Raw genomic sequence first — 23536 nt, forward strand, 5'->3', positions numbered from 1 at the left:
TGATGGTTCAGGCGTGAACGCCCCCGTCGATACGCACGATTGCGCCATTCATGTGCCCTCCATCCTCACTCGCCAGCATGGCGATGACGCCCGCAATTTTGTCCGGGGTCGCAAATCCATTGATCGGGCCGAGATGATTATACAACTCCCAATCGGCGCCTTCCACCATGCCGGTTTGGACGCTGTTGGCGAGCGGCGTTTCGATGCCGCCCGGCGCGACTGCATTCACCCGCACACCCCGTTTCACATATTCCCAGGCGAGGCTCTGGGTATAGGCCGCGACGGCGCCCTTGCTGGCGGCATAGCCGGTCAGGAAGGGGTGGCCGAAATGGCTGGAGGTGGACGCGGCGTTGACGATATTGCCCTTCGCTTTTTCCAGGTGCGGCAAGGCTTCGCGGCACATCAGGAAGGTGCTGCCCATGTTGACCGCAATGATGGACATGAAGGCTTCATAGTCGGTCGTTGCGGCGTGGCTTGATCGGATGATGCCCGCCATGTTGACGAGGACATCGAGTTGCCCGGCCTCTTCGACCCACTGCGCCACGATGGAGCGGGCGGTCGGTTCGTCAGCAACCGATCCAGCGCGAACGGCAATGCCGGGCTGTTCCTGCCTTAGCGTTTCCAGCCCCTTTTCATCCAGGTCCACCGCCAGAACCCGGCCACCCTCTGCGGCAAGACGGATCGCGGTCGCGCGTCCTATGCCGGATGCGGCTCCGGTTACAATGATCGACTTGCCTGCAAATCGGCGCCCTAAATCCATCGTCAGCTCCTTTACGCCACGATGGCGGGGTGCGGGATGCGCGGATCGCCCAGCATCGCCCGATAGGATGGCGGGGTGCGCCCGCCAGCTTCGGTGATGCCATATCGCTGCGCAATCTCTGCCGTGATCAGCGTCTGGCCGTTCAGTTCGTCCCGGTTTGGATCGTCATGGATGGCCGCGATGACTCGACCGTTGAATTCAGGCGTCTCGGCATCGGCCATGAACTTTTCATATTGCTCAGGATGCTCGCCTAGCGTCCGCGCGCTGCGTTCCGTTAGGAGCGGCCCCATCCAGAGCGCAATTGCGGTAACGCCCGTACCCCGGAAGTCCACACCCATGTCGGCGGCGAACTTGTCCACGCCCGCTTTCTGCGCGCCATAGGCTGCGCCGTGCATGTAGCAGACCGAACCGAAGGAGGAGGTAAAGGCAATGAGGCCGCTGCCCGCCGGAACCATCATGCGCGCGGCGTGCCAGCTGGCGAGATAATGGGAGCGCAGGCCGACGTTCAATATATCCACAAGCCCGGTCGATTTTTCCCAGAAGGGACCGGGCTTGACGAGATCGTCGTTCAGGGCGGCGACATTGTTGACCAATATGTCGAGGCGGCCGCTTTCGTCACGCACACGCTCGAACAGCGCGGCGATGGCTGCGTCATCGGCATGGTCGACCTGCACCGCGCGGCCTTCGCCGCCGGCTGCATCAACCTGCGCCGCAGTCGCGCCGATGGTGCCGGGCAGTTCCGCATCGCCTTCGCGAACGGAGCGGCCCGTCACATAGACGCGATAGCCTTTCTCTCCCAGCGCCACCGCAATGCCACGACCCGCGCCACGGCTGGCGCCAGTGACGATGGCGACCGGACGTTCACTTCTCTCCATTTTATTTTCTCCTTCAGGCCGCCTGCGTGGAACTACGCTTGTCGAGTGTGACATGCAGGCCGTTGGTGCGCTTGTGCATGTCGGGCGTCTTGTCGCGGGGGTTGTAGAACTGCTTGTACCAGCTGCGCACCTTGCCATAGGGGCCGTCATTGGGGATGACGAGCGGGTTCAAACAGGCCCGCTTGTTCTGCCAGATCTCGACATCCTGCGCGAAGGCGAGGCGGCTGCCTTCCTGATATTCGAGGGCTGCGGCGCGTAGCTCGTCCGTCACCGGCGCGGTGCCGTCATTCACCTGCACCATCAGGCCATGCCAGACGCGGATCTTGCCATCCTCGATCGGGGTGTGGGTGATCATGATGAAGCTGTCGAACGTTCCCGCCATCTCCGACTGGAGGATCGACGGGCCGGTATACCAGGTGTCGAGCGTCAGCACGTCTTCCGGGTTCAGCGTCAGCGTGCGGTGCCCGGCGGCATAATATTGGTGGACGATATGATCCTTGAACTCATTGGCGAAGTAGACGAAATCCTTCGCGCCATGGATCGGGATGAAATGGCCGAAGTCGGCCATGTTATCGACCACCTCGATCGGGTGGATATCAAGATCGCCCATATAGTCGATCTTCCAGTTGACCCAGCCCGGCGCATCATAATGGCCGCCAAAATCGGGCAGGTCGAAATTGGGTTCGAGCCCTTCAGGATCATGCCAGATCCAGATCGTGCCGGCCCGCTCCATCGCCGGGAAGGTCTTGAGCTTGGCTGCCTTGGGCACGAAGTCGGAATAGGGGATATTCTTGCACTGGCCGTCGGGGCCATATTGCCAGCCATGGAAGGGGCAGCGGATCGACTCGCCCTCCACCTGCTCGCCATCGCGCACGATGTAGCTCGTCGTGTTCTTCGCCAGATGCGCGCCCATGTGCGGACAATAGGCTTCGGTCACATAGACCTTGCCGCTCTCGCCACGGTACATCACCATGTCCTGGCCGAGATAGCGCATCGCCTTGGGCGTGCTCGTCGCCTCGGCGCTCTCACCCACCATGAACCAGCCACGAGGGAAGGTGAAGTCTCCCAGACGATAGTCCGACGATGTCGCCATTTCTTGATCCTCTCACTGCCCATGGCAAATTAGCAGCTAATGCGGCGAGTCACAGCCTCGCTTATAGCCTTTTTGAAATCTTCCTCTTTCTACGCAAAACATCATTATAAAGGCAAGTTTATATGTTAAATGCGCGATTAATGGCCGTTATGACTCTATGGATAACGAGGTAAACAGGATATGTCCGAAACCTCTCCACCCGGCGTGCCGGGACCTGACCAAACGCACATGCGGGCCGCGCTTCAGGCCTATGTGGATCGCATCAACGCAGGCGATCGGCACGGCGTTCTGGCGCTGTTCGCACGTGATGCGGTGATAGAGGACCCGGTTGGTTCTCCGCCCAAGACGGGCGAGGAAATCCGTGCATGGTTTAGCGACACGATCGCTTTTGACACACACATCCGGCCGGTCGCACCGATCCGGGGATCGCATGCCAATGCGGCGGCGCTCGTGTTCGATGTGACGTTTCAGCCGCCGGAAGGCCCGCGCCTGCTGATCAGGTCGCTGGATGTCTGCACGTTCGATGGAGAGGGAAAGATCACCAGCCTGAAGGCCTATTGGGGGCCGGAGGACATGGAACCATCCCCCTGAAAACGGAGGCCATGAAAAAGGGGCGCCCTGACGGGACGCCCCTTTTTCCTGCTCTTGCTGTCCGCTCGCGCTCAGGCGGCGACCAGCTCACGCGGCGCTTCGGCCGGATATTCGGCAGGGCCACCATAGTCGTAAGCGGCGTTCAGTGCCTTGATGAAAACCGGATCGTTGATCGGATCGGTCGGCGTTTCGATATGGAAACCGCGCGAACGGACATCCTTGATCAGCGTGTCGAAAACCTGATCATAGGTGAGGTTGTCAGACCCATCCATGTTCTTCTTGAGCTCGGCATAATCTTCGAACACTTCGGCCGACCAGTGGACGAGGAAGCGCAAATCGTCGGTATGATAACGCTCGATGACTTCGTCGCCGGTCTTTACCAGCCAGCCATCGGGGTTGCCCGGTTCGCCGCTGAACAGGGAGTCAAAGCCCAGGCCCTGCGGCTTGCGGCGCTCGATCGGGCCATTGGCTTCGCCGCGATGGACGAGCATTTCATTCTGCACAACCACACCACGATTATAGACGGGCGGCTGCAACCGCGCGGGCTTTTCCAGCGGACCCTTGGGCCAATAGGTGAAGCCGCTATTGGGATCATGGCTGAACCAGGTGATCACCTGGGCCATCTTGATCAGATAGTCCTGGAACAGTCCCGACCGGCCCATGATCGAACATAGCCATGTGGGCGAGTTTTCATAGCGAACGCCACGGAAGCTGGGCGAATCCAGATGGCCCGGATCAGTATTGCCGCAGGGGCCGTTCACGTTGAACAGCATCATCTGCGGCTTGGCGTAGTCCGCATTCCAATAGGATTTGGCATATTCCAGGAATGTCGGATTGTAGAAGGTATCCTGAATCTCCGGGTACATGCAGGTCGAATAATTGGCATAGAAGCCGCGGAATGTCGGCGTCAGGAACATGTCGAGCGTCGGCTCGAACCCTTCCGGAAAACCGCCCGCGAAGGTGGCGATCAGGGATTCCGGCGTCGGAAAATGCTGCGCGATGATGAGCTTCCAGGCGCCGCTATGGACGACATCCAGCAGCCGCCGACGTTGATCCTCGGTGTAGACGTTATGCAACTCGCGCGGCGGCGAAACAGGCTGCAGCATGTCGGACAACCGCCGCTTCTGCTCATTGCTCAACATGATTTTTGCAACTCCTCTCCAAACCTCGGGCGAATCATTCCATCCGCCTTTGAACGCTGTAAAGTTATCGTATTATAACTTTTTTGTCAATCCTGGTTGGCATGGAAATGTCCGTGGCCCCCGCTGCGGATGTTTTGCGTCACATAGGAAGGATAATGGCACGGTATCGACAGAAGATTGACTGGCCGCGTGACAGGGATGGTGGCACCTTCCTGCCTCAAATAAGGAGAGGATGCGGCGCGATGACTGACGCCTTGAAAGGACCGATGGACAAGCGGGAGATTGAAACGCGGGCGGCGCGGCGGCTGCTATCGGGCCAGTCGTGGGAAGATTTCTGCGACGTCCTGAAAGTCGCTGGCCGGATGATAGACCGGTTCGGCGATGATCCGTCCGATCTCGACCGGGCGGAATGGTATCGCTTTCTAACGCGGGTCGCCCGGTCGAGCTTCGAGCGGCTGATCGAGAACGCCGAACCCACCCGGCCACGCCTGCGCGACATGGTGTGGCGCCAGTCGATCAACGTGCAGACGGTCGATCAAGACCATCTGATGTGCCAGTTCGATGAAGCCCGCGATTACCGGATCATCGGCACGCGCGGCACCATACCCTATTTCGTCCTCGCCATATTGACCGCGCCAGCGCCCGACGATTTGGGCGCGCGTGATTGGGCACAGCTCGGCGTCGAGGGATTGAAACAATTCGACCCCTCCAACCTCAAAACCACCGGCTTCCTGGGCAGTCAGCAGCTTCATATCGAAGATGACGGGACGTTCGAGATCATCATGTCGCAAAATGATCCCGGCGAAGGCAAGAATTGGCTGAAGCTGCAACCGGATACCAACTGCATCCTCATCCGGCTCGTCTGGAGCGACCGGGAAAAGGAGATCGCTCCGGGTCTGCGGATCGAGCGGATGGATGGCGCGGCACCTGAACCCATCACGCCAGCGTTGATGGCGAACAACCTGGCCTGGGCCGCGCAGGGCGTGCTGGGCTATGCGGAACTGGTGCGCAACTGGTGGAACGGCACGCAGGGCAACTTCGCGGCGAAGCTGAACCGGCTGGACTATAGCCGCGCGCAATATCTGTCGAACGGTGGCGTGCCCGACCGCCACGTCGCGTTCGGCGGATGGGAAAAGGGGCTGGACGAAGCGCTGGTGCTGGAATTCGTGCCGCCTGAGTGCGAATATTGGAACTTCCAGATCTGCAACATGTGGCAGGAAAATCTCGACACGTTCGAGGATGGCAACGGATGGGTGAACAACTATCGTTTCGTTGCAGAGCCTGATGGCCGGGTCCGTATCGTCATAGCCGAGCGCGATCCGGGCCTCGGCGGCAACTGGGTGAATAGCTATGGGCATGAGCGGGGCATTTGGGGGCTTCGGCTGGTGCGGACAGAAAGCACCGCGGAAGTAAATCTGTGGCGCCTGCCGCTTGCGCGCTTGGAAGCAGAGGGCACGGCCGCGCTGGATCCGGGCGCAGCGATCCTGACCGGCCAGTTTGTGGATTGATGCAATGGCCGTACGAACGCTTGACCATGTGAACATCCGTACAGCGGACGTGCCCGGAACGGCCGCCTTTTTCCGCGACGTGCTTGGCCTTCGCGCGGGTGTCGCGCCGGGGGCGGAGTCGATCGACAAGGGCTGCTGGATACACGATCCTGACGGTCGTCCGATCATTCATATCGGCCCTGTCGAGGGCCGCTATCCCAGTGATGATGCGTTTCCCTTCACCCCTGCGCGAGGCAGCGGCGCTGTGCATCATGTGGCGTTGGAATGCGACGACCTGCCCACGATGCTGTCACGGCTGGAAACCGCAGGCCTTGGCGTCGTGCGCAAGGACTATCCGCCCGCTAACCTCTGCCAACTATTCGTGGAAGAGCGGAACGGGATCATCCTGGAACTGAATTTCCGTCTGGATCAGACATGACGAACGATCCGATGCTTGTCCTGTCAGCCCCGCCCTTCATCCATGTTCCGCTGCTGGAACGGCTGGCGCCCGCGCGGGCAGCCGGGTTTTCCGCCATATCGCTGATGCCCGGCGACATCTGGGCTTTGGAAGAGGCGGGGATGAATGCCGCCGACATCGGCATGCGGATAGCGGACCACGGCTTGGCAATCATGGAGATGGATTGCACGGCCTGCTGGCTGCCCAGCCATCGCAGCGCTGGGGATGATGTCCCTATGGCCGCCCTGCTCCGCTCGATGACGCCCGACCGCGTGGTGGAAACCGCCGCGCGCATCGGGTCACCCTCCGTCACCGCGGTGGAGATGATGGGCGTCACGCCGTCACTCGATGAGGCTGCGGACGCCTTTGCCGATTTGTGCGACCTGGCCGCCCGCCATGGCATGAAGGCGCATATCGAGTTCCTTCCCTTTGGCGGCATCCCCGACCTGGCGAGTGCTTGGGCGATCGTTCAGGCGGCGGGCAGGCCCAATGGCGGCCTGACGCTCGACAGCTGGCATTTCTTCCGCAGCGGGGCGAACTTTGATCTGCTGGAGCAGATTCCGGGGTCGCGCATCCACACGATCCAGATAAACGACGCGCCCGCGCAGCCGCAATCCGACCTGATGCACGAAACGATGACCGCCCGTCTTGTGCCGGGACAGGGCAGCTTCGACCTCACCCGTTTCATCCGCACGCTCGATCGGATCGAGGCGACAGCGCCTATTTCGGTCGAGATTTTTTCCGCTGCGACCAGTGCAGCGCCGATGGGCGAAGCCATCGCCTCATGGGCGCCAGCAGCCCGCGACATCATCAGAAAGGCCAGAGAAATACGATGAGTGGAGAAGAAACGCCGATAGGCGCGGTGGTTGTGGGCACGGGCTTTGGCCTGTTCACGCATGTCAGGGCGCTGCGGGAAGCGGGTTTTGAGGTTCGCGCCATTGTCGGGCGCAACCGGGAACGTACGGCTGAGCGTGCGGCACCCCTCGGCATCCCGCTGGCGTCGGATAATCTGGAACAGGTGCTTGCCGACGATCCGGCGATCCGGCTGGTGACGGTCGCAACGCCGCCGCATGCGCATTACACGCCGGTCATGCAGGCCATTGCCGCCGGGCGTAATGTGATGTGCGAAAAGCCCTTTGCGCGCGATCTGGCGCAGGCGCGCGAGATGCTGGACGCAGCGAACAAGGCTGGCGTCGTCCACGCACTGGGCGCGGAGTTCCGGTTCGACAGCGCGCAGGCATTGCTGCGGCGCGTGGTGCAGGATGGCCTGATCGGCGATCCACTGATGTTCAGCCGCATCTACCAGCAGCCGGGCACGGGCGAGGAAGAACCTCTGGCCGATTGGTGGACCGATGCGGCGCAGGGCGGCGGCTTCCTGGGCGCTTTCGGCACGCATATGATCGATCAGGTTCGTTCGACCTTGGGCGAGATCGTGGCGGTCAACGCGATATTGCGCAAGCTGACCACGACCCGCCCCGCGATGACATCCGACGACTATTATAACGTGCAGTTCAGGACCGCGAACGGATGCATGGGCGTGATCGAGGCGGCGATGAACTTTCCCGGACCCTTCGTCATGGCGACCAAGGTGGCGGGGACTAAGGGCGCCGCGTGGATCCAGTCGGGCAGCGCCTTTGGCGATCCTGAAGAGGTGTGGATCAAGGATGCGGACGGCGCGCGGCAGGTGCCGATGCCTGCCGAACTGGTCAATCCAGCGCCCGAACCCTTTGCCGTCGCGGAACTGATCCAGACGGAAATGGATCGCTGGCACACGCAGGGGTTCGATGTCGCCCCTTATGCCAAGCTGTTCCGCCAGTTGAAGGCAAGAATTGAAGGGCGCACGCCGCCCCTGCCTGATCCGGCGGGCGATTTTCATGATGCGGCGGCAGGACAAGCCGTGCTCGATGCCGCGCGCCTTTCGGCGGCGGAAGGCCGTTGGGTCGAAGTGGAGGCAATATGACGAACCCATCCTATGATTTTTCCGGGGCGCATGTCCTCGTCACCGGCGGCACCAGCGGCATAGGCGCCGCCGCCGCTGCCGCCTATCTTGAAGCCGGGGCGAATGTGACGATCACCGGCACGCGTGGCAGTGCCGCCGACTATGACGGCGACCTGTCGGGCTACCGCTATCTTCAGATGGACATAGAGGATGGCAAGAGCATCGACGCTGTGGCCGCTAGCCTCGATAAGTTGGACATTCTGGTGAACAATGCCGGGGTGGCGCTGCCCAGCCTCGGCCTCGACGAATATGAGCCCGATATATTCGCCCGCGCCGTCAACATGCTGCTGGTGGGCGCTTTCCGCATGGCGCGGCAGAGCGCGGACCTGCTGGCGCAAAGCAAGATCGCAGGCGGGGGGAGCGTCGTCAGCATCGCGTCGATGAGCAGCTATTTCGGCATTCCGATCGTGCCCGGCTATGGCGCTGCCAAGACCGGCTTGCTCGGCCTGACCCGGTCACTCGCGGTCAAATGGGGGAGCGCGGCATCCGCGTCAACGCGGTCGCGGCAGGGCTGACGCGTAGCCGCATGACTGAGGGGACCTTCGCGCAAGAGGACTGGATGGCGCCCACGCTCGCAAGGACGCCCCTGGGCCGGCCGGGCGCGCCCGAAGATATCGCCAACGCGATCCTTTTCCTGTCGAGCCCCGGCGCAGCGTGGATCACGGGTCAGACGCTGGCCGTTGACGGCGGGTACACAGTTTCCGGCTGATCCCCCGCCGGGAGCATCGTGCCTTTAATCTGAATCACCTAACCCCGTTCGGGCTTGTTTGAATGAGTCACTTGCCTTCAAATGTCGAAGCCCTCCTCTTCCTAAAAAAAAGTAGAACCCTTCGACAGGCTCAGGGCGAACGGCATTTATAGGGGTGGAGTCGATTTAAAGCACGAAGCTCTAATCGATACGAAAAGTGCAGAAACGATAAGAGCCGGTCCTTCCAGACCGGCTCTTATCCTATGTCATTTCTTTCGACCCGCGATCAGTGCAGCTCGAAATTATCCTTGGCGGGACCACGTGTCTGGTTCCAAAGGTCCACCAGTCGCCACGGCCATGACAGGAATACTCGGCCTGTCGAGTTATTATAATAGCTGTTCGCCCTCGGGTGGGTCCAGATCATATTCTTCATCTGTTCCTCGACCTCCCGGTTCCACTGTTCGAACGCCTGTTGGGTCGGTTCGACAGCACGAGCGCCGCTTTCGTTGATCCAGTCCAGGCATTCGATGATGTAGTTGACCTGCGCTTCGGAAATCAGGTTCTGACCCGCCGCATGATTAGGCGCGCTGTTGGGTCCGACGGTCATGAAGTAATTGGGATAGCCGGGCACCGTGACGCCCAGATAGGAGCGCGGATCGTCCTTGCCCCATTCATCGCGCAGCGAACGGCCGCCCTTGCCGTGGATTTCCAGCTTGCCCATCATGTTGGCGACGTCGAAGCCCGTGGCGCAGACGATGATGTCGAATTCATACTCCTTGCCATCCTTGGTGCGGATGCCCTTGGGCGTGAAGCATTCGATCCCGCCATCTTCCAGCGTGACGTTGGGCTGCTTGAGCGCGTCGAACCAGCCAGCGTCCAGGATGATGCGCTTGGAAAAGATCGGGAAGTCCGGCGTCAGCTTTTCCTTGAGGTCGGGACGGTCGTGGAACTTCGCTTCCAGATGGGCCAGCGCCCATTGCCGCGCGCCCTCATTGGCCGCCGAGACGGATGGGCTGTCGACCGGCCATTCCGGGTCCTTGACCACATTGCCGTAGAGGCCGTCGGCCGCGAACCAGTAGACGCGGAAGCGGAACCATTCGCGGAAATGCGGGATGTAGCGCAGGGCGAACTTCATGCCCGGCGACACTTCATGATTGATCTCGGGATTGTAGATCGACCAGTAGCGCGTGCGCATGAACACGGTGAGATCGCTGACCTGATCCGCGATCGCGCCGATCAACTGCGCGGCGCTGGCGCCCGTGCCGATGATGCCGACCCGCTTGCCTTCGATCCGCGTGGACGGATCCCAGGTCGCGGTGTGCATCATCTTGCCCTGGAACTCTTCGCGGCCCGGGATATCAGGCCATTTCCAGCGGTTCACTGGGCCGTGAGCGTTGATGACGGCATTGGCGCGGATGATTTCTTCCGTGCCGTCCTTGCCGCGCACCGTGACGTTCCACACCGCCTCTGCATCGTCATAGCGCAGGGCGACCACTTCGGTATTGAAGCGGATATTGCGGCGCAGGTCGTACTTGTCGGCGACGTGCAGCAGATATTTCTGCATATCCACGCCCTTGGGATGGTAATGCGACCATTCGGGCGTGATTTCGAAGGAATAGGAATAGAAGTGGCTGGGCGTATCGACGCCGACGCCGGGATAGCGGTTTTCGTACCAGGTGCCGCCGACTTCGGGATTCTTTTCGATCACGATATGCTCGTAACCGCCTTCTTCCAGCTTGAGCGAGGCGGCAAGGCCGGTCATGCCGGCGCCGATCACCAGCACCTTGAAATCTGTCGGCGGCGGCGTGCGCCCTTCGATTTCCTTGCGCGGCTTGGGCAGTTTGAAACCGATCTGGTCGAACAGCAGCGGCAGGAATTCGTCCGCTACTTCCTCGCCCACGCCGACGCTCATCATCCGCTTCATCAACGCGTCGGACGGATCGTCCTCGCGCGCGGCGCCGGGGGTCGTCAGCACGTGGAGCAGCTTGGTACGCAGTTCCTGGCTATATTCGGCGGGGATTTCGGTGTTGGGAACGGAGAAAGGCGGTTTGATATAGTTGCCGAAAATGTCCAGCATCGCCGCGTCATGGGTCAGATGCACATAGACCATCAGCAGCGTCTGGATATTCGCTTCCTCCAGCGCGACGCGCAGTTCTTCGCTATCGGCCAGCGGCAGGCTGCGATCGTGCCAGTCCCGTGCCATTACCGCGCCATCCACATGTTCAGCCATCGTCCTAGGGTCCTCTCCGACTCACCACATTTGTAAGTGAATGCTCACTTGTGGATAATAGGGGCTGCTTTTTGAGTCAAGCGACCCTGCCTTCGCAGCCCGAGCACCCTTGAAGAAAGGTGCGCACAGCCATCCCGACATGAGCCGCACATTCCGTTTCATCCGGGAGCGCAGCGTCGATCAGCAGATAATTATGAACCGGCATCAGGAGCATGGAGAGCAGCAACTTCGCCGCTGCCATACTGTCCCCTTTCGCAACCCTGGCCCGCTCAAGATGGCTGGCCAAGGGAAGGATGAGATAATCATCCTGGCTCTGCCGGATCATGGCTCCGAATTCGGTGAACTCATGTGCTTCGCGCATCAACAGCCGCGCCATGCCTACGGTCGATGGCCTGGTGAATTCCGTCAGCAACGCAACGCCAAAAGCCCGTAGATCAGCTTCAGGCTCGGCTGGATCGTTAAATTGGGGCAAGGGAAAACGCTCTACCCCGGCGGCAAGGCAGGCCCGGAAAAGGGCCGCCTTGTCTTCATGCCAGAGGTAGAGGGATCGCTTCGACACGCCTGCCGCCTGGGCGATAGCGTCCATGGTGACCGCCCGATAGCCTTGGCGGATGAACTCCTCGCGCGCTATCTGGAGCAGACGGCGCTTCTTCGCGAGCGTCTGGTCTGCCCGGCCTACGCGCACCGGGACAGGCTCTGATTTCCCTTCAGCAGATGCGGTCGCGGAGGTCCCCATCAGGCCTCATGCCGCACTGGAAAACGGTCATAATAAAAGGCGAAGCGTTCCCGCGCGGCGGCTTCGTTCAGGCCGAACACGCCTTCGAGGTCGTAGATCACCTTGCCATGCTTGTTCCGCGGATTTTCGTTGAGATAGCCAAGCAGCTGATTCTCGACCTCTGGAGTCAATTCCAGTCCAGCCAGCGCGTAAACCTCCCGCATCACCCGTTCCTGATCGGCCATATATTCATGGAACAACAGGTCGACCGACTGTTCCGGACCCCATGCGTCCCGCTGATCGACGCAGGCGCGCAGCAGCCGCTCGATCCGGTCCAGCCAGAGGCGGGCGAGCGCAGGAGGATCGACCGGATCGCGGCGGATACGGTCGCTATAGCCAAGCATGGTGGTCAGCGACCGCAGAACAGCGATGGGATCGCGATGCGTGATGACCATCGTGGCATCAGGGAAAACGGCCTTGATCGCCGCCAGATTTTCCATGTGCTGCGGCGATTTCAACAACCAGCGATTGGGACCGCGATGCCAGGTCAGTACCTGTAGCACCTTCTTTTCATAGGCATAGCTGGGGGTGCGGTCATGAGCAAAATAATGGTCGATCCAGCGCGGAATGCGGGACTGGAACTCCCAGCTGTAGCAGTTGAGGTCCATATAGAGCAGTTCATTATCCTCATGGATCGACGCTGCATCCATGCCGTGCATCGCCGCCATGTGGGGCAGCATCGCTTCGAACGCGCTCCATAGTTCGGCACTGCGGGTGATACGCGGGTCAACTTCGCCGGGCGCAAGTTCGCGCACCTGGACGGGCTCCTCGGCTTCCCAGAGTGTCAGCGATCGCAATCGCTCATCGCGAGCGAGCCAGTTGACGAGGTGCGTCGTGCCCGAACGCGGCAGCCCCGCGATGAACAGCGGGCGATCGATCTGGATGTCGAGGATTTCCGGGTGCCGCTTGACGATATCCTCGATCCGCAGGCGGTTCACCATGACGCGCACCAGATGGTCGAGCAGGGTGATCCGGCCGCCACGGGTCAGGCCTTCATCCTCATCCCACGCCTGAAGCGTCACCGCCATGCGTTCGCGAAAGCTCTGATCCTCACCGAAATCATCAAGGCCGCCGGAATTGGCGATGGCCTGGGCCAGAACCTGATCCACCGTCATATGGTCGGGCCGGTCGGCAGGTCCCTGGCGGGCCGCCTCGATCATTGGCGTGACAATCGGCTCCGCCATGTCGTCGATATGAATTTCCTGCGGCTCGGGCTGCATGGTTTCGCTCATTGTTGATCCTTTGGCGCGGCTGGAGCCAGCTTCACGCAGTCTGGGGGAAAGTGACGATGACCTTGGCCGATGCTTCGGTATCGGCGGCGATGCGGAAGGCCTCATCCAATTTGTCGAACGCGATACGATGGCTGATCAGCGGATCGACATTGATCTCGCCGCTCGCCAGCATCTGGAGGCATTCGTTGAACTCATCCTCGCGGTCGGTTGCGATCGATCCGGAAATGCTGAACTCATTGGCCATCATCTTCCACAGATTGACCGGCATCGGCTTTTTGTGGAGCGCGACGATCACGATCCGCGCGCGGAATTTGGCAACGTCGAGCAACTCAGCCAGCGGCGGCTGCGCTCCGGCGGCGTCGATAATGACATCCGTGCCGACAAAGGGCATGCCGAACCTCTCACCGGTTCCGTGCGCCTTCCCGATCGCCTCGACCAGCGGTTCGCGCGAGGGATTGACGGTGACGGCAGCGCCAAGCTGTCGAGCGCGTTCGAGCCGGGCATCGGACAAATCTGCGATCAATATGTCCTTCACGCCACGATGGCGAAGGCAGATGATTGTGCACAGGCCAATGGGACCCGCGCCGAGTATCACTACTTTGTCACCCGGCTGTACCCGACCGATATTCACGCCGTGCAGGCCCACGGACAATGGCTCGGCCAGCGCTGCCTTTTCGAGCGGCAAGCTGTCGGGGATGGGGCAGATGTCGGCGCCAGCGCGGGCGTCCGGAACTAGGATGAACGAAGCGAAGGCGCCCGTCGGCCCGCCCCCGCCGATAAGGCCCGCGTCCGGATTGACGGCGCAGCGCTGACCCGGCTGAATGCCCTGCACTTGCGCGCCCACCTTTTCCACGATGCCTGCAAATTCATGGCCGATCGGCAACGGTTCCGCGAGAGGCGCGCCGCCGCCCAGGCCACCTGCGGCAACATAGCCCAGGTCGCTGCCACACACGCCCGTGGCGCCGATGCGCACCAGCACATCATGGGGACCGACGACCGGTATCGCGACCTGATCGACGCGCATGTCGCCAACGCCATGAACGCGCGCCAGCGGCATGGTTGCGGAATTTTGCTGATCCGGATTCGCGCCCACGCCTTGGGAATCGCTCATGACGTCCTCTCCTCACTTTTTTGTTCGGCGAAACTGGTAAACCAATCAGTTTCCGAGTCAAGAAGAGAAGCGGCTGACGGCGGGCGGAATGCCGGGCGAACGAAAACTGCCCCGCACCTTTTGACAGGCACGGGGCAGCATCATTCGATCAGCATTAGGCGGCCCCTTCGCGCCGGGGCACGAAGGCTATTTCATCCGATTTTGGCGGAGATGAGGAAGGGCCGGAGATAGGCTTCCATGCCTTCGCTGCCGCCTTCGGACCCCATGCCGCTGTCGCCGACGCCACCAAAGGGCGTTTCCGGCATCGCCATCGCGAAATGGTTGATGCCCAGCATGCCCGCATGGATTCCTTCGGAAATCTTGCGTTCGGTGCTCATGCTGTTGGTGAAGGCATAGGACGCAAGGCCATAGGGCAGCCGGTTAGCCTCTGTCAGCGCGGCATCGATGTCGTCGACCGGCATTACGAGCATGAGGGGACCGAACGGCTCTTCATTCATCGCGTCCATTTCGGGCGTCATGCCTGACAGGACGGTTGGCTGGAAGAAATAGCCGCGATTGCCGATGCGCGACCCGCCGGTTTCGATCTTCGCACCACGCTGTACCGCGTCAGCCGCCAGCGCCTCAATCTTGGAAAGCTGACCTGCTGTCGTTAGCGGCCCCATCTGCGTGTCCGCAGCCATGCCGTCACCGACGCGCAGCTTGCTGGCCACTTCGGTCACGCCCGCGACGAAATCGGCATAGAGCGGCTTCTCAACCAGGAAGCGCGTGGGCGAGACGCATACCTGCCCCGCATTGCGAAACTTGAATTCGGTCGCGAGCGGAACGACGGTGGCAAGATCAGCATCGCGCGCGACGATCACCGGATTATGTCCGCCAAGCTCCATCGTCACCTTCTTGAGGTGCTGCCCGGCGGCGCTTGCAAGCAAGCGGCCGACGCGGGTCGATCCGGTCAGCGTCACCTTGTGGATTTCCGGCGCAGCGCAGAGGGTGGCGGAAATTGCCGCCGGATCACCCCAGATCACGCTGATCGCGCGGGGCGGCAAGCCAGCAGCCAGCAGCGCCCGGCCAATGCGCCACCCGGCGCTCGGCGTTTCTTCGGCGCACTTCAGCACGACCGAACAACCTGCCGCCAACGCCGGCGCGACCTTCTGCATGACGGTCCAGGCCGGGAAATTCCAGGGGGTGAAGGCGGCCACGGGACCGACGGGGCGGCGCTGTACCGCCCAGCGCATGTCGCTGGCGCGCGTGGGGATCAGACGTCCGTAAGCGCGACGGCCTTCTTCCGCATACCAATCGAGCAGGTCGGCCGATCCCAGCCATTCGCCCCGCGCCTGCGCCAGCGGCTTGCCGCCCTCGCGCGTCATTTCGGCGGCGGCTTCGTCAGCCTCAGCGCGCATCAGGTCAGCGGCGCGGCGCAGGACCTTGCTGCGTTCGAAGGGCGAGATGGCGGACCATTGCGCGAAGCCGTCAACCGACAGCCGGGCTGCTTCAGCGGCTTCGGCCGCGCCGCACGAGGGCAGTGTGGCAATCAGTTCCTCGGTGGCCGGGTTGACCAGCTTCATCGTGCCGAGCGAACCCTGGCTGCGTTCCTGACCGTCGATGATGGGGCGGGGCGTCGAATTGGTCATGTGCTTATACTCCAAGGGTCCGACATGCGCTGCAAAACTCATCCGCTGGACAGCTGCGCGCGCATTAGTTGGCGGCCTCTTACCCCTCCCGCCACGGAGGGGACAAGACCCAGCCGCCAGTGAATGGCCCGTTCAGGCCCCGCGAATGAAGTCGGCGGTCGGCGATGCGGCGGACGCCAGCCTCAATTCGCCCAGAACACCGGCCCAATAGCTTTCCGAGCCATCGGCCAGCCGCCATCCGTGCAGGCGGCGGGTCAGCAATTGGAGGTCATATTCCTCACTTATGCCGATCGCGCCATGAACCGCATGGGCGATGGCGGCGACCTGCCCTGCCGCGAGGCTGGTGCCGTGCTTGGCGATCGCGGCGTCGGTGAGCTTGGGTTCAAGCCCCGAGCGCGCGCCGATCGCGGCGGCGATGCGGGCGGCTACGGCCTGTTCGGCGAGGACGGACAATTGCTGCTGCACTGCCTGCTGCTTGCCGATGGGCTTGCCGAACTGCACGCGTTCATTGGCATAGGCTACAGTCATTTCCATGACCCGACCGGCCGCGCCGGAGATGAGCTGCGCCCGAAGCACAGCAGCGATGGGGCGCAATGCAGCCCCGTTCAGCCCTGAAGCATAGGCATCGCCATCATGCGGAACGCCGGTTGGCTCGACCTTTGCGGCGGTCAGCACCGGTGCGTCGGGGGTGCCCGACAAAATGTGCGAGGCGACTGCCGCGAAGGGCACTGCGCCCGCCCCCGTTGCGATTGCGATCGGGCCTTCGGGCGCTTCGACGCCAGCTGCGGCGAGGAGCGCACGAGCAACCATGGTATCGCCGACCGGCAGCGGCACGGCATGGCGGCCGAGCAAAGCGATCAGTGGCGCGGCGTCCTCCAACGAGAGCCCTGCTCCGCCCGACTCTTCAGCGACGAGGGCGTCAAGGAAACCGGATTCGACAAAGGCATTCCACATCGCGCGGCTGTCACCGCCCTGCTCGATCTCGCGGATCGCGGCGGGGGTGCAGACGTCTTCGATCAGGCGGGCGAAGGGATCAATCAGTTCGGACATGTCCATGAAGTGGCTCCCTTCAGCGCAGGCCAAGGCCGCGGGCGATGATGCCGCGCAGGATTTCACGCGTGCCGCCGCGCAGCGAGAAGCTGGGCGCGATATGGGTGACGTAAAGCAAAGTGCGGTAGAGTTCCGGATCGACCGGCTCGTCCGGATTGGCGGCCAGATCGTCACCAATCAGCTGCGGCACGGCCTGTTCGAAGCTGGTGCCGAGGTCCTTCATCAGCGACGCTTCGACGACCGGGCTCTCGCCAGCAACGAGCCGGGCGGTCACGGCCAGCGACATCTCGCGCAGCACCGCCTGCTGCGCCATCAGCGATCCGACGAGGCGCAGCGTGGCGCTGTCCTTGCGGCCGACGGCTTCGAGATGGCGAACCCAGGCGTCGATCAGCACGACGGAGGAATAGATGCGCTCAGGCCCGCTGCGTTCGAAGGCGAGTTCGGCTGTGACCTGCTTCCAGCCCTGCCCTTCCGCGCCGATGAGGGCGTCGGGAGCGAGGCGGACGTCTTCGAAGAAGACTTCGGCGAAATGCGCGTCGCCGGTGAGGTCGATGATCGGGCGGATCGTGATGCCGGGGGCTTTCAGATCCACGATCAGCTGGGACAGGCCCTGTTGCCGATCGGCGCTGGTGCCCGATGTGCGGACGAGAGCGATCATATAATCGCTGTGCATCGCGTTGGTGGTCCAGATCTTCTGGCCGTTCAGCAGCCAGCTGCCGTCGGCCTGCTGATCGGCGCGGCTGCGGACGCTGGCGAGGTCGGAGCCGGAGCCCGGCTCGCTCATGCCGATGCAGAAAAGCGCTTCCCCCTTCGAAATGCGAGGGAGGTAGAAGCGGCGCTGTTCTTCGGTGCCGTAATGCAGGATCAGCGGGCCGCTCTGGCGGTCGGCGATCCAGTGCCCGGCGACCGGGGCGCCTGCGGAGAGCAGTTCCTCGACCACGACGAAGCGGGTGAAGGGACCGCGTCCGACGCCGCCATATTCCTTGGGCAGCGACAGGCCGAGATAACCGGCCTGACCCAGCTTGCGGCTGAAGGCAGCGTCGAAACCCTGCCAGGATCGGGCGCGGCGGTGTACCGGCAGTTCGGCGATGGCTTCCTGAATGAGCGCACGCAGGGCTGGGCGGATCGCCTCATCCTCGGGTGGGAGGGTGGAAAGGGTCAGTGTTTCGAACAAGCCGGCCTCGTGAAACCGTTAAGGAAGTGGCGAATAGATCGCGTTTTGTGACTTTATAGTCCAATATCGAATTTCGGTTATTCGATATTCAATGACTATCGGAGGCGATGGCGGCGAAGTTTTTGGCGAGCGGACTCGCTGCGTCGCGGGGAAGGGCTACGCCGGTGAGGACGGGCACCTTGTTGGCGAGGCGGACGAGGCGGACGCCTTGGGGCACCGAGCCTGCCGCGCGGGAGGGGACGAGCGCGACGCCGAGGCCGGAGCGGACTAAGGCGAGGACGGCGCTCAATTGCGCGGCTTCCTGGGCGACGATGGGCATGAAACCGGCCTTTTGGCAGGCGGTGAGCGTGATGGAATGAAGGACGCTGATGCGGCTTTGCAGGATGAAGGGTTGCTGCGCCAGATCGCCTAGCGCCACGCTGTCCGCGTCGGCGAAGGGGCTGCCTTCGGGCAAGGCCGCGTGCAGTTCGTCGGGGTCGATGACCTGCGTGTCCACGGCCGCGATCTGGAGCAGCGGCAGGCGGACAAGCCCCACGTCCAGCTCGGCGGCGGCGAGCTTTCGCGCGATTTCGGCGCTGGTCGCTTCCTCCAGCACCAGCTCGACGGCGGGATAGCGGCGGCGATATTCGGCGATGAGGCGAGGGAGCAATTCGAAGGTGGCCGATCCGACAAAGCCCACCCGCAGCTGTCCCCGCTCCCCCGCCGCGCCTTCCCGCGCTGCCTCCCGGAAGCGATCGGCCTGCGCCAGGGTCGCCCGCGCCATGTCGAGCGAAGCGCGGCCCGCCGCCGTCAGCGTGACGCCGCGCGCGCTTCGCACGAACAGAGCAGCGCCCAGTTCATCTTCCAGCTTGCGGATGGCGACGGTCAGCGGCGGCTGCGACATGTTGAGCCGCTCCGCCGCACGGTGAAAGTTGCCGGTTTCGGCAAGCATGACAAAATAGCGGAGCTGGCGCAGTTCCATGATAGCTTCCATATATCGAACAATCGAAAATCAATATTAGCTTGATAGAAAGCGAGCGCCTAGCGTCCTGCGATCTTTTCATGTTTGGATTGGGAGAGCCCCGCTTGGACCCGTTTCTTCTCGTCGAGCGCGACGGCCCCGTCGTCATCGCCCGTTTCAACCGCCCCGAAGAACGCAACACGATCACCGAGGTCGCGCATAGCGAGGAGATCGTCGATTTCTGCCGCCAGATGGTGCGGGACAATTCGGTGCGCGCGATCGTCCTGACCGGCAATGGCAAGGCGTTCAGCGCAGGCGGCAACGTCAAATATATGGCCGAACGATCGGGCATGTTCGGCGGCACGCCTTATGAAATCCGCAACGCCTATCGCACCAGCGTGCAGATGATTGGCCCGGCTATCCATGAACTGGAAGTGCCCATCATCGCGGCGATCAATGGCCCGGCGATCGGCCTTGGCCTCGACATCAGTTGCATGTGCGACATCCGCCTGATGGCCGACACGGCCGTGGTCGCCGAAAGCTATGTGAAGCTGGGCATCATTCCGGGCGGCGGTGGCGGCTGGCTGTTGCCGCGCCTGATCGGGCCGCAGCGCGCCAATATCATGACGCTGACCGGCGACGCGATCGACGCCAAGACGGCGCTGGAATATGGGCTGGTCGCCGAAGTGCTGCCCGCCGACAAGCTGATGGACCGGGCGCTGGAACTGGCGGGCAAGATCGCCGCCAATCCGGGTCATGCGACGCGCATGGCGAAGCGGCTGATGCGCGAAGGGGCCGACATGAAGCTGACCACGCTATTGGAAATGGCCGCGGGCTATCAGTCGCTGGCCCACTATACCGAAGACCATCATGAAGCGATCGCCGCTTTCCTTGGCAAGCGCGCGCCGGAGTTCAAGAACAAGTGAGCGAGCAGCAGACAGCCACCGGGCCTCTGGCCGGGATCAAGGTGCTCGACCTGTCGCGCGTGCTGGCGGGGCCGTGGACAACGCAGATATTGGGCGATCTGGGCGCGGACGTGATCAAGGTCGAGCAGCCGGGGCAAGGCGACGACACCCGCCGCTGGGGGCCTCCCTTCCTGGACGACGGGTCGAAGGACGCGGCCTATTATCTGTGCGCGAACCGCAACAAGCAGTCGGTCGCGATCAACCTTGCCGACCCGCGTGGCGCGGATTTGATCCGCGAGATCGCGTTGGGCGCGGACATCGTGGTCGAGAATTTCCGGGTCGGCGGGCTGAAAAAATATGGGCTGGATTATGCGTCTCTGTCGGCGATCAATCCCAAGCTCATCTATTGTTCGATCACCGGCTTTGGTCAGGATGGGCCGTATAAGGATCGCGGCGGGTACGACTTCCTGATCCAGGGGATGAGCGGCCTTATGTCCATCACGGGGCGTCCCGACGGTGAGGCGGGCGGCGGGCCGATGAAGGTGGGCATCCCGATCAGCGATCTGGTGACGGGCCTGTATTCGGCGATCTCCATCCTTGCCGCGCTCGCCCATCGCGACCGCACGGGCGAAGGCCAGCATATCGACATGTCGCTGCTCGACACGCAGGTGGCGCTGCTCGCCAATCAGGCGTCCAACTATATGAACGGGGGCATGATCCCCCGGCGGCTGGGCAATGAGCATCCCAATACAGTGCCCTATCAGGATTTCTCCTGCTCCGACGGCGATATCCTCGTGGCGTTGGGCAATGATCGGCAGTTCCGCAGCTTCTGCGACCTGATCGGGCGGCCGGACCTGCCGGACGATCCGCGCTTTATCGACAATGGCAACCGGTCGCCCAACCGCAAGGCGTTGCAGGACGAGATGGGACCGGCGATTGCCAAGTGGAAGTCGGACGATCTGATCGCCGCGATGGAAGCGGCCAAGCTGCCGGGCGGGCGGGTCAATGAGATACCCGACATTCTTGCAGACGAGCATATTGCCGCGCGTGGCGTCGTCAAGGACATGGTTCGGTCGGACGGTACGCCGGTCAAGGTGCTGGGCTATCCGGGGAAATTTTCCAAGACGCCCGCCGATTACCGCCGCGCGCCGCCGCGTTCGGGCGAGGATACGCGTGACGTGTTGAGCGACGTGCTGGGATTGTCCGAAGGGCAGATTGCGGCGCTTGTGGAAGCGGGGGTTATCGCGGAAAAGCTGCATTGATTTTTGCGCGCAGAGGCGGAGGACGGTGATTATGGCCCTCCCCCTCGTCACCCCGGCGAAAGCCGGGGTCAAGTCCGGGGTGACGAAGACGGCAGGAGTACCGCTCCGCTTCGCTCTTGAAAGAGCGGGAAATAGCAGTTCATCATGCCGGGGACGCCCGGCTCAAGATTGAGAGGATTACAGCATGACCACCAAGATCGGTTTCATCGGCCTGGGCGCTATGGGTTTGCCCATGTCATCGAACCTTCAGCGCAAGGGCTTTGCGGTCACGGTGTACGACATCGACGCGGAGAAGATGGACAAGGTGGCAGCGCTGGGCGCGGCCAAGGCCGCCACCGTCGCCGAGGCGAGCCGGGGTCAGGACATCGTCATCACCGTCCTGCCCGCGACGCAGCATGTCGAAGCGGTGGTGCTGGGCGAGGACGGCGTGCTGGCCAACATCGACGCAGGTGCCGTGCTGATGGACCTGTCTACCATCGATGCAAAGGGCACGGACCGGGTGGCGGCGGCCTGCGCGGCCAAGGGCATCGGCTTTGTCGATGCGCCGATCGGCCGTCTGGCGCTGCATGCCGAACGCGGGGAATCGTTGTTCATGGTCGGCGCGGAGGACGCCGAGTTCGCGCGGGTCGAACCGGCGCTGAAGGCGATGGGCACCGACATCTTCCGCTGCGGCAAGCCGGGCATGGGCAGCCGCATGAAGGTGATCAACAATTTCATGCTGCTGTCGACGGCGCAGATCGTTGCAGAATCGTTGGCGCTGGGTACGAAGCTGGGCCTCGACATCCAGACCATGCATGACGTGACCGGCAACACCACGGCGCGCAACGGCCAGTTCCATGTGCTGATGGTGAACAAGGTGCTGAAGGGCGATATGGAGCCGGGCTTCACCATCGACCTCGCCTTCAAGGACTTGACGCTGGCGATGAACGCGGCGGCGGAAAACCGCGTCGGCCTGCCCATGGGCGCGGCGGCGCATGCCGCGTTCGGTGGCGCGCGGGCGACCGACTATGCGAACAAGGATTATTCGGCGCTGCTCGACTATGCCTGCCGCAACGCAGGTGTCGAAACGCCGCGCATGGATTGATCCGGAAAGGCCGTGGGCGCGCCGCAACTGATCGCCACCTGCTGGACCACGGCAGGCAATGTCCGGCCCGACCGGCCGGACAATCTGGGCCGCTTTCCTCTGGAGCAGCGGATCGAGGCGGCGGCGCGCGCGGGCTATGCGGGGACGGGCTTTTGGCTGGGCGACCTGCTTGCCTGGGAGGCGAGCGGGCGGGACTATGGCTCGCTCAAGCGGCTGCTGGATGATGCCGGGCAGAAGATCGTCGAGCTGGAATATCTGGCGGATTGGTTTGCATCGGGGGAGCGCCGGGTTCGGTCGGATGCGGCAAGGGCGGAGCTGTTCCGCGCCGCCGACGCGTTGGACGCGCGGCATATCAAGGTGATGCCGCCCTTCCTGCCCGACGATCCGGCGGGTGACGATCTGGCTGGCGAGTTTGCGGTGCTGTGTGCGCAGGCGGCGGATCATGGGCTGATGATCGGGCTGGAGATGCTGCCCTTCTCGACGCTGCCGAACCTGGGTGCCGCTTTGGAGATGGTGGCTGCGGCGGACGCGGCCAATGGCGGGCTGTTGGTCGACATCTGGCATGTGATGCGGTCGGGCGGCACGATGGAGGAGGTTGCTAAAGTCCCTACGCGCTTCATCATCGCCGCTGAACTATGCGATGCAACGATGGCGATGCAGGGTGAGATCACGGAAGATACGATGCGCCATCGCAAGCTGTGCGGCGAGGGTGAGTTTGATGTGCCGGGCTTTATCCGCGCGATGGGTCGGGCCGGTTATGACGGCCCTTATGGCGTGGAAATCCTGTCCGATGATTTCCGCCAGCTTCCGCTGACCAAAGCCGCGCGGCGCAGCTTTGAGAGCAGTGCGGCGCAATTTGGCCGCTGATCCTTTAGAGCATGATCATGTTTGAGTGATCGTCACCCCGGGCTTGATCCGGGGTCCCGCTTCTTATCTGATGCTGCCGAGGCAGCGGGACCCCGGGTCAGGCCCGGGGTGACGGAAAAGGAGCCTTGATACAGATGCGATCGATTGTCCTGCATGCATTGACGATTGCGCAGAAAGGCGTTTCCG

Annotated in this window: 21 protein-coding genes and 1 pseudogene; 10 read left to right on the top strand and 12 right to left on the bottom strand. The window is 62.5% G+C overall.

Translation table 11 applies throughout. The features are described 5' to 3' along the window. Window positions 1-7: 7 nt before the first annotated feature. The 3 genes from ACWNC0_RS02955 to ACWNC0_RS02965 are packed head-to-tail and all read right to left on the bottom strand — an operon-like array spanning window position 8 to window position 2728. Complete coding sequence (locus ACWNC0_RS02955; RefSeq protein WP_449469482.1) at window positions 8-760, bottom strand: SDR family NAD(P)-dependent oxidoreductase; 753 nt, start codon at window positions 758-760, stop codon at window positions 8-10. Window positions 761-771: 11 nt separating this feature from the next. Beyond that, on the bottom strand, window positions 772-1635 hold the full coding sequence (locus ACWNC0_RS02960; RefSeq protein WP_449469483.1) for an SDR family NAD(P)-dependent oxidoreductase: 864 nt from the start codon (window positions 1633-1635) through the stop codon (window positions 772-774). A 13-nt stretch (window positions 1636-1648) separates the two neighbouring features. Then, entirely contained in the window at window positions 1649-2728 is a 1080-nt protein-coding gene (locus tag ACWNC0_RS02965) for a Rieske 2Fe-2S domain-containing protein (RefSeq protein ID WP_449469484.1), read from the bottom strand. 180 nt (window positions 2729-2908) lie between these two features. Between ACWNC0_RS02965 and ACWNC0_RS02970 the strand changes: the two genes are divergently transcribed. Continuing rightward, a complete protein-coding gene (locus tag ACWNC0_RS02970; RefSeq protein WP_449469486.1) occupies window positions 2909-3319 on the top strand; it encodes a nuclear transport factor 2 family protein in 411 nt (136 codons plus the stop codon). 71 nt (window positions 3320-3390) lie between these two features. Here ACWNC0_RS02970 and ACWNC0_RS02975 read toward each other — a convergent pair whose 3' ends face one another. Continuing rightward, window positions 3391-4461 carry a hypothetical protein gene (locus tag ACWNC0_RS02975; RefSeq protein WP_449469487.1) on the bottom strand — a complete coding sequence of 357 codons (1071 nt, stop codon included), beginning with the start codon at window positions 4459-4461 and terminating at the stop codon, window positions 3391-3393. A 242-nt stretch (window positions 4462-4703) separates the two neighbouring features. Between ACWNC0_RS02975 and ACWNC0_RS02980 the strand changes: the two genes are divergently transcribed. The 5 genes and pseudogenes from ACWNC0_RS02980 to ACWNC0_RS03000 all read left to right on the top strand — a co-directional run bounded on the left by ACWNC0_RS02980 (window position 4704) and on the right by ACWNC0_RS03000 (window position 9113). Then, window positions 4704-5969 carry a DUF1214 domain-containing protein gene (locus ACWNC0_RS02980; RefSeq protein WP_449469488.1) on the top strand — a complete coding sequence of 422 codons (1266 nt, stop codon included), beginning with the start codon at window positions 4704-4706 and terminating at the stop codon, window positions 5967-5969. 4 nt (window positions 5970-5973) lie between these two features. After that, window positions 5974-6387 (top strand): VOC family protein, encoded by a 414-nt coding sequence (locus ACWNC0_RS02985; protein ID WP_449469490.1) that lies wholly within the window; start codon window positions 5974-5976, stop codon window positions 6385-6387. After that, window positions 6384-7241, top strand: a complete 858-nt coding sequence (locus ACWNC0_RS02990; protein WP_449469492.1) for a sugar phosphate isomerase/epimerase family protein — start codon at window positions 6384-6386, stop codon at window positions 7239-7241. The genes ACWNC0_RS02985 and ACWNC0_RS02990 overlap by 4 nt, the downstream gene beginning before the upstream one ends. Then, the gene (locus ACWNC0_RS02995; protein WP_449469493.1) at window positions 7238-8365 is read left to right on the top strand and encodes a Gfo/Idh/MocA family protein; all 1128 of its coding nucleotides are present in this window, start codon (window positions 7238-7240) and stop codon (window positions 8363-8365) included. The genes ACWNC0_RS02990 and ACWNC0_RS02995 overlap by 4 nt, the downstream gene beginning before the upstream one ends. Further along, window positions 8362-9113: pseudogene (locus tag ACWNC0_RS03000) on the top strand (SDR family NAD(P)-dependent oxidoreductase). The gene ACWNC0_RS02995 and the pseudogene ACWNC0_RS03000 overlap by 4 nt, the downstream one beginning before the upstream one ends. Window positions 9114-9378: 265 nt before the next feature. Here ACWNC0_RS03000 and ACWNC0_RS03005 read toward each other — a convergent pair. The 8 genes from ACWNC0_RS03005 to ACWNC0_RS03040 all read right to left on the bottom strand — a co-directional run bounded on the left by ACWNC0_RS03005 (window position 9379) and on the right by ACWNC0_RS03040 (window position 19253). Beyond that, a complete protein-coding gene (locus tag ACWNC0_RS03005; protein ID WP_449469495.1) occupies window positions 9379-11322 on the bottom strand; it encodes an NAD(P)-binding domain-containing protein in 1944 nt (647 codons plus the stop codon). A 76-nt stretch (window positions 11323-11398) separates the two neighbouring features. Further along, the gene (locus tag ACWNC0_RS03010; protein WP_449469497.1) at window positions 11399-12058 is read right to left on the bottom strand and encodes a TetR/AcrR family transcriptional regulator; all 660 of its coding nucleotides are present in this window, start codon (window positions 12056-12058) and stop codon (window positions 11399-11401) included. Continuing rightward, the gene (locus tag ACWNC0_RS03015; RefSeq protein WP_449469499.1) at window positions 12058-13329 is read right to left on the bottom strand and encodes a sulfotransferase family protein; all 1272 of its coding nucleotides are present in this window, start codon (window positions 13327-13329) and stop codon (window positions 12058-12060) included. Before ACWNC0_RS03015 ends, ACWNC0_RS03010 begins: the two co-directional genes overlap by 1 nt. A 31-nt stretch (window positions 13330-13360) precedes the next feature. Continuing rightward, complete coding sequence (locus ACWNC0_RS03020; protein WP_449469501.1) at window positions 13361-14440, bottom strand: zinc-dependent alcohol dehydrogenase; 1080 nt, start codon at window positions 14438-14440, stop codon at window positions 13361-13363. Window positions 14441-14631: 191 nt separating this feature from the next. Next, a complete protein-coding gene (locus ACWNC0_RS03025; RefSeq protein ID WP_449469502.1) occupies window positions 14632-16068 on the bottom strand; it encodes an NAD-dependent succinate-semialdehyde dehydrogenase in 1437 nt (478 codons plus the stop codon). 132 nt (window positions 16069-16200) lie between these two features. Continuing rightward, a complete protein-coding gene (locus ACWNC0_RS03030; RefSeq protein ID WP_449469503.1) occupies window positions 16201-17124 on the bottom strand; it encodes an acyl-CoA dehydrogenase family protein in 924 nt (307 codons plus the stop codon). A gap of 13 nt (window positions 17125-17137) precedes the next feature. After that, a complete protein-coding gene (locus ACWNC0_RS03035) occupies window positions 17138-18292 on the bottom strand; it encodes an acyl-CoA dehydrogenase family protein (RefSeq protein ID WP_449469504.1) in 1155 nt (384 codons plus the stop codon). An 88-nt stretch (window positions 18293-18380) separates the two neighbouring features. Then, a complete protein-coding gene (locus tag ACWNC0_RS03040; RefSeq protein ID WP_449469505.1) occupies window positions 18381-19253 on the bottom strand; it encodes a LysR family transcriptional regulator in 873 nt (290 codons plus the stop codon). Between the two features lie 104 nt (window positions 19254-19357). Between ACWNC0_RS03040 and ACWNC0_RS03045 the strand changes: the two genes are divergently transcribed. The 4 genes from ACWNC0_RS03045 to ACWNC0_RS03060 all read left to right on the top strand — a co-directional run bounded on the left by ACWNC0_RS03045 (window position 19358) and on the right by ACWNC0_RS03060 (window position 23350). After that, window positions 19358-20158 carry a crotonase/enoyl-CoA hydratase family protein gene (locus ACWNC0_RS03045; RefSeq protein ID WP_449469507.1) on the top strand — a complete coding sequence of 267 codons (801 nt, stop codon included), beginning with the start codon at window positions 19358-19360 and terminating at the stop codon, window positions 20156-20158. Further along, window positions 20155-21399 carry a CaiB/BaiF CoA transferase family protein gene (locus ACWNC0_RS03050; protein ID WP_449469508.1) on the top strand — a complete coding sequence of 415 codons (1245 nt, stop codon included), beginning with the start codon at window positions 20155-20157 and terminating at the stop codon, window positions 21397-21399. Before ACWNC0_RS03045 ends, ACWNC0_RS03050 begins: the two co-directional genes overlap by 4 nt. A gap of 184 nt (window positions 21400-21583) precedes the next feature. After that, complete coding sequence (locus tag ACWNC0_RS03055) at window positions 21584-22483, top strand: NAD(P)-dependent oxidoreductase (RefSeq protein WP_449469509.1); 900 nt, start codon at window positions 21584-21586, stop codon at window positions 22481-22483. Window positions 22484-22495: 12 nt separating this feature from the next. Continuing rightward, a complete protein-coding gene (locus tag ACWNC0_RS03060) occupies window positions 22496-23350 on the top strand; it encodes a sugar phosphate isomerase/epimerase family protein (RefSeq protein ID WP_449469510.1) in 855 nt (284 codons plus the stop codon). Window positions 23351-23536 lie beyond the last annotated feature (186 nt).

Source organism: Sphingobium chungangianum, assembly GCF_977014255.1.

Coding starts and splice junctions, on each gene's coding strand:
- ACWNC0_RS02955 (WP_449469482.1), bottom strand. CDS start 760: ATGGATTTAGGGCGCCGATTTGCAGGCAAGTCGATCATTGTAACCGGA.
- ACWNC0_RS02960 (WP_449469483.1), bottom strand. CDS start 1,635: ATGGAGAGAAGTGAACGTCCGGTCGCCATCGTCACTGGCGCCAGCCGT.
- ACWNC0_RS02965 (WP_449469484.1), bottom strand. CDS start 2,728: ATGGCGACATCGTCGGACTATCGTCTGGGAGACTTCACCTTCCCTCGT.
- ACWNC0_RS02970 (WP_449469486.1), top strand. CDS start 2,909: ATGTCCGAAACCTCTCCACCCGGCGTGCCGGGACCTGACCAAACGCAC.
- ACWNC0_RS02975 (WP_449469487.1), bottom strand. CDS start 4,461: ATGTTGAGCAATGAGCAGAAGCGGCGGTTGTCCGACATGCTGCAGCCT.
- ACWNC0_RS02980 (WP_449469488.1), top strand. CDS start 4,704: ATGACTGACGCCTTGAAAGGACCGATGGACAAGCGGGAGATTGAAACG.
- ACWNC0_RS02985 (WP_449469490.1), top strand. CDS start 5,974: ATGGCCGTACGAACGCTTGACCATGTGAACATCCGTACAGCGGACGTG.
- ACWNC0_RS02990 (WP_449469492.1), top strand. CDS start 6,384: ATGACGAACGATCCGATGCTTGTCCTGTCAGCCCCGCCCTTCATCCAT.
- ACWNC0_RS02995 (WP_449469493.1), top strand. CDS start 7,238: ATGAGTGGAGAAGAAACGCCGATAGGCGCGGTGGTTGTGGGCACGGGC.
- ACWNC0_RS03005 (WP_449469495.1), bottom strand. CDS start 11,322: ATGGCTGAACATGTGGATGGCGCGGTAATGGCACGGGACTGGCACGAT.
- ACWNC0_RS03010 (WP_449469497.1), bottom strand. CDS start 12,058: ATGGGGACCTCCGCGACCGCATCTGCTGAAGGGAAATCAGAGCCTGTC.
- ACWNC0_RS03015 (WP_449469499.1), bottom strand. CDS start 13,329: ATGAGCGAAACCATGCAGCCCGAGCCGCAGGAAATTCATATCGACGAC.
- ACWNC0_RS03020 (WP_449469501.1), bottom strand. CDS start 14,440: ATGAGCGATTCCCAAGGCGTGGGCGCGAATCCGGATCAGCAAAATTCC.
- ACWNC0_RS03025 (WP_449469502.1), bottom strand. CDS start 16,068: ATGACCAATTCGACGCCCCGCCCCATCATCGACGGTCAGGAACGCAGC.
- ACWNC0_RS03030 (WP_449469503.1), bottom strand. CDS start 17,124: ATGGACATGTCCGAACTGATTGATCCCTTCGCCCGCCTGATCGAAGAC.
- ACWNC0_RS03040 (WP_449469505.1), bottom strand. CDS start 19,253: ATGGAACTGCGCCAGCTCCGCTATTTTGTCATGCTTGCCGAAACCGGC.
- ACWNC0_RS03055 (WP_449469509.1), top strand. CDS start 21,584: ATGACCACCAAGATCGGTTTCATCGGCCTGGGCGCTATGGGTTTGCCC.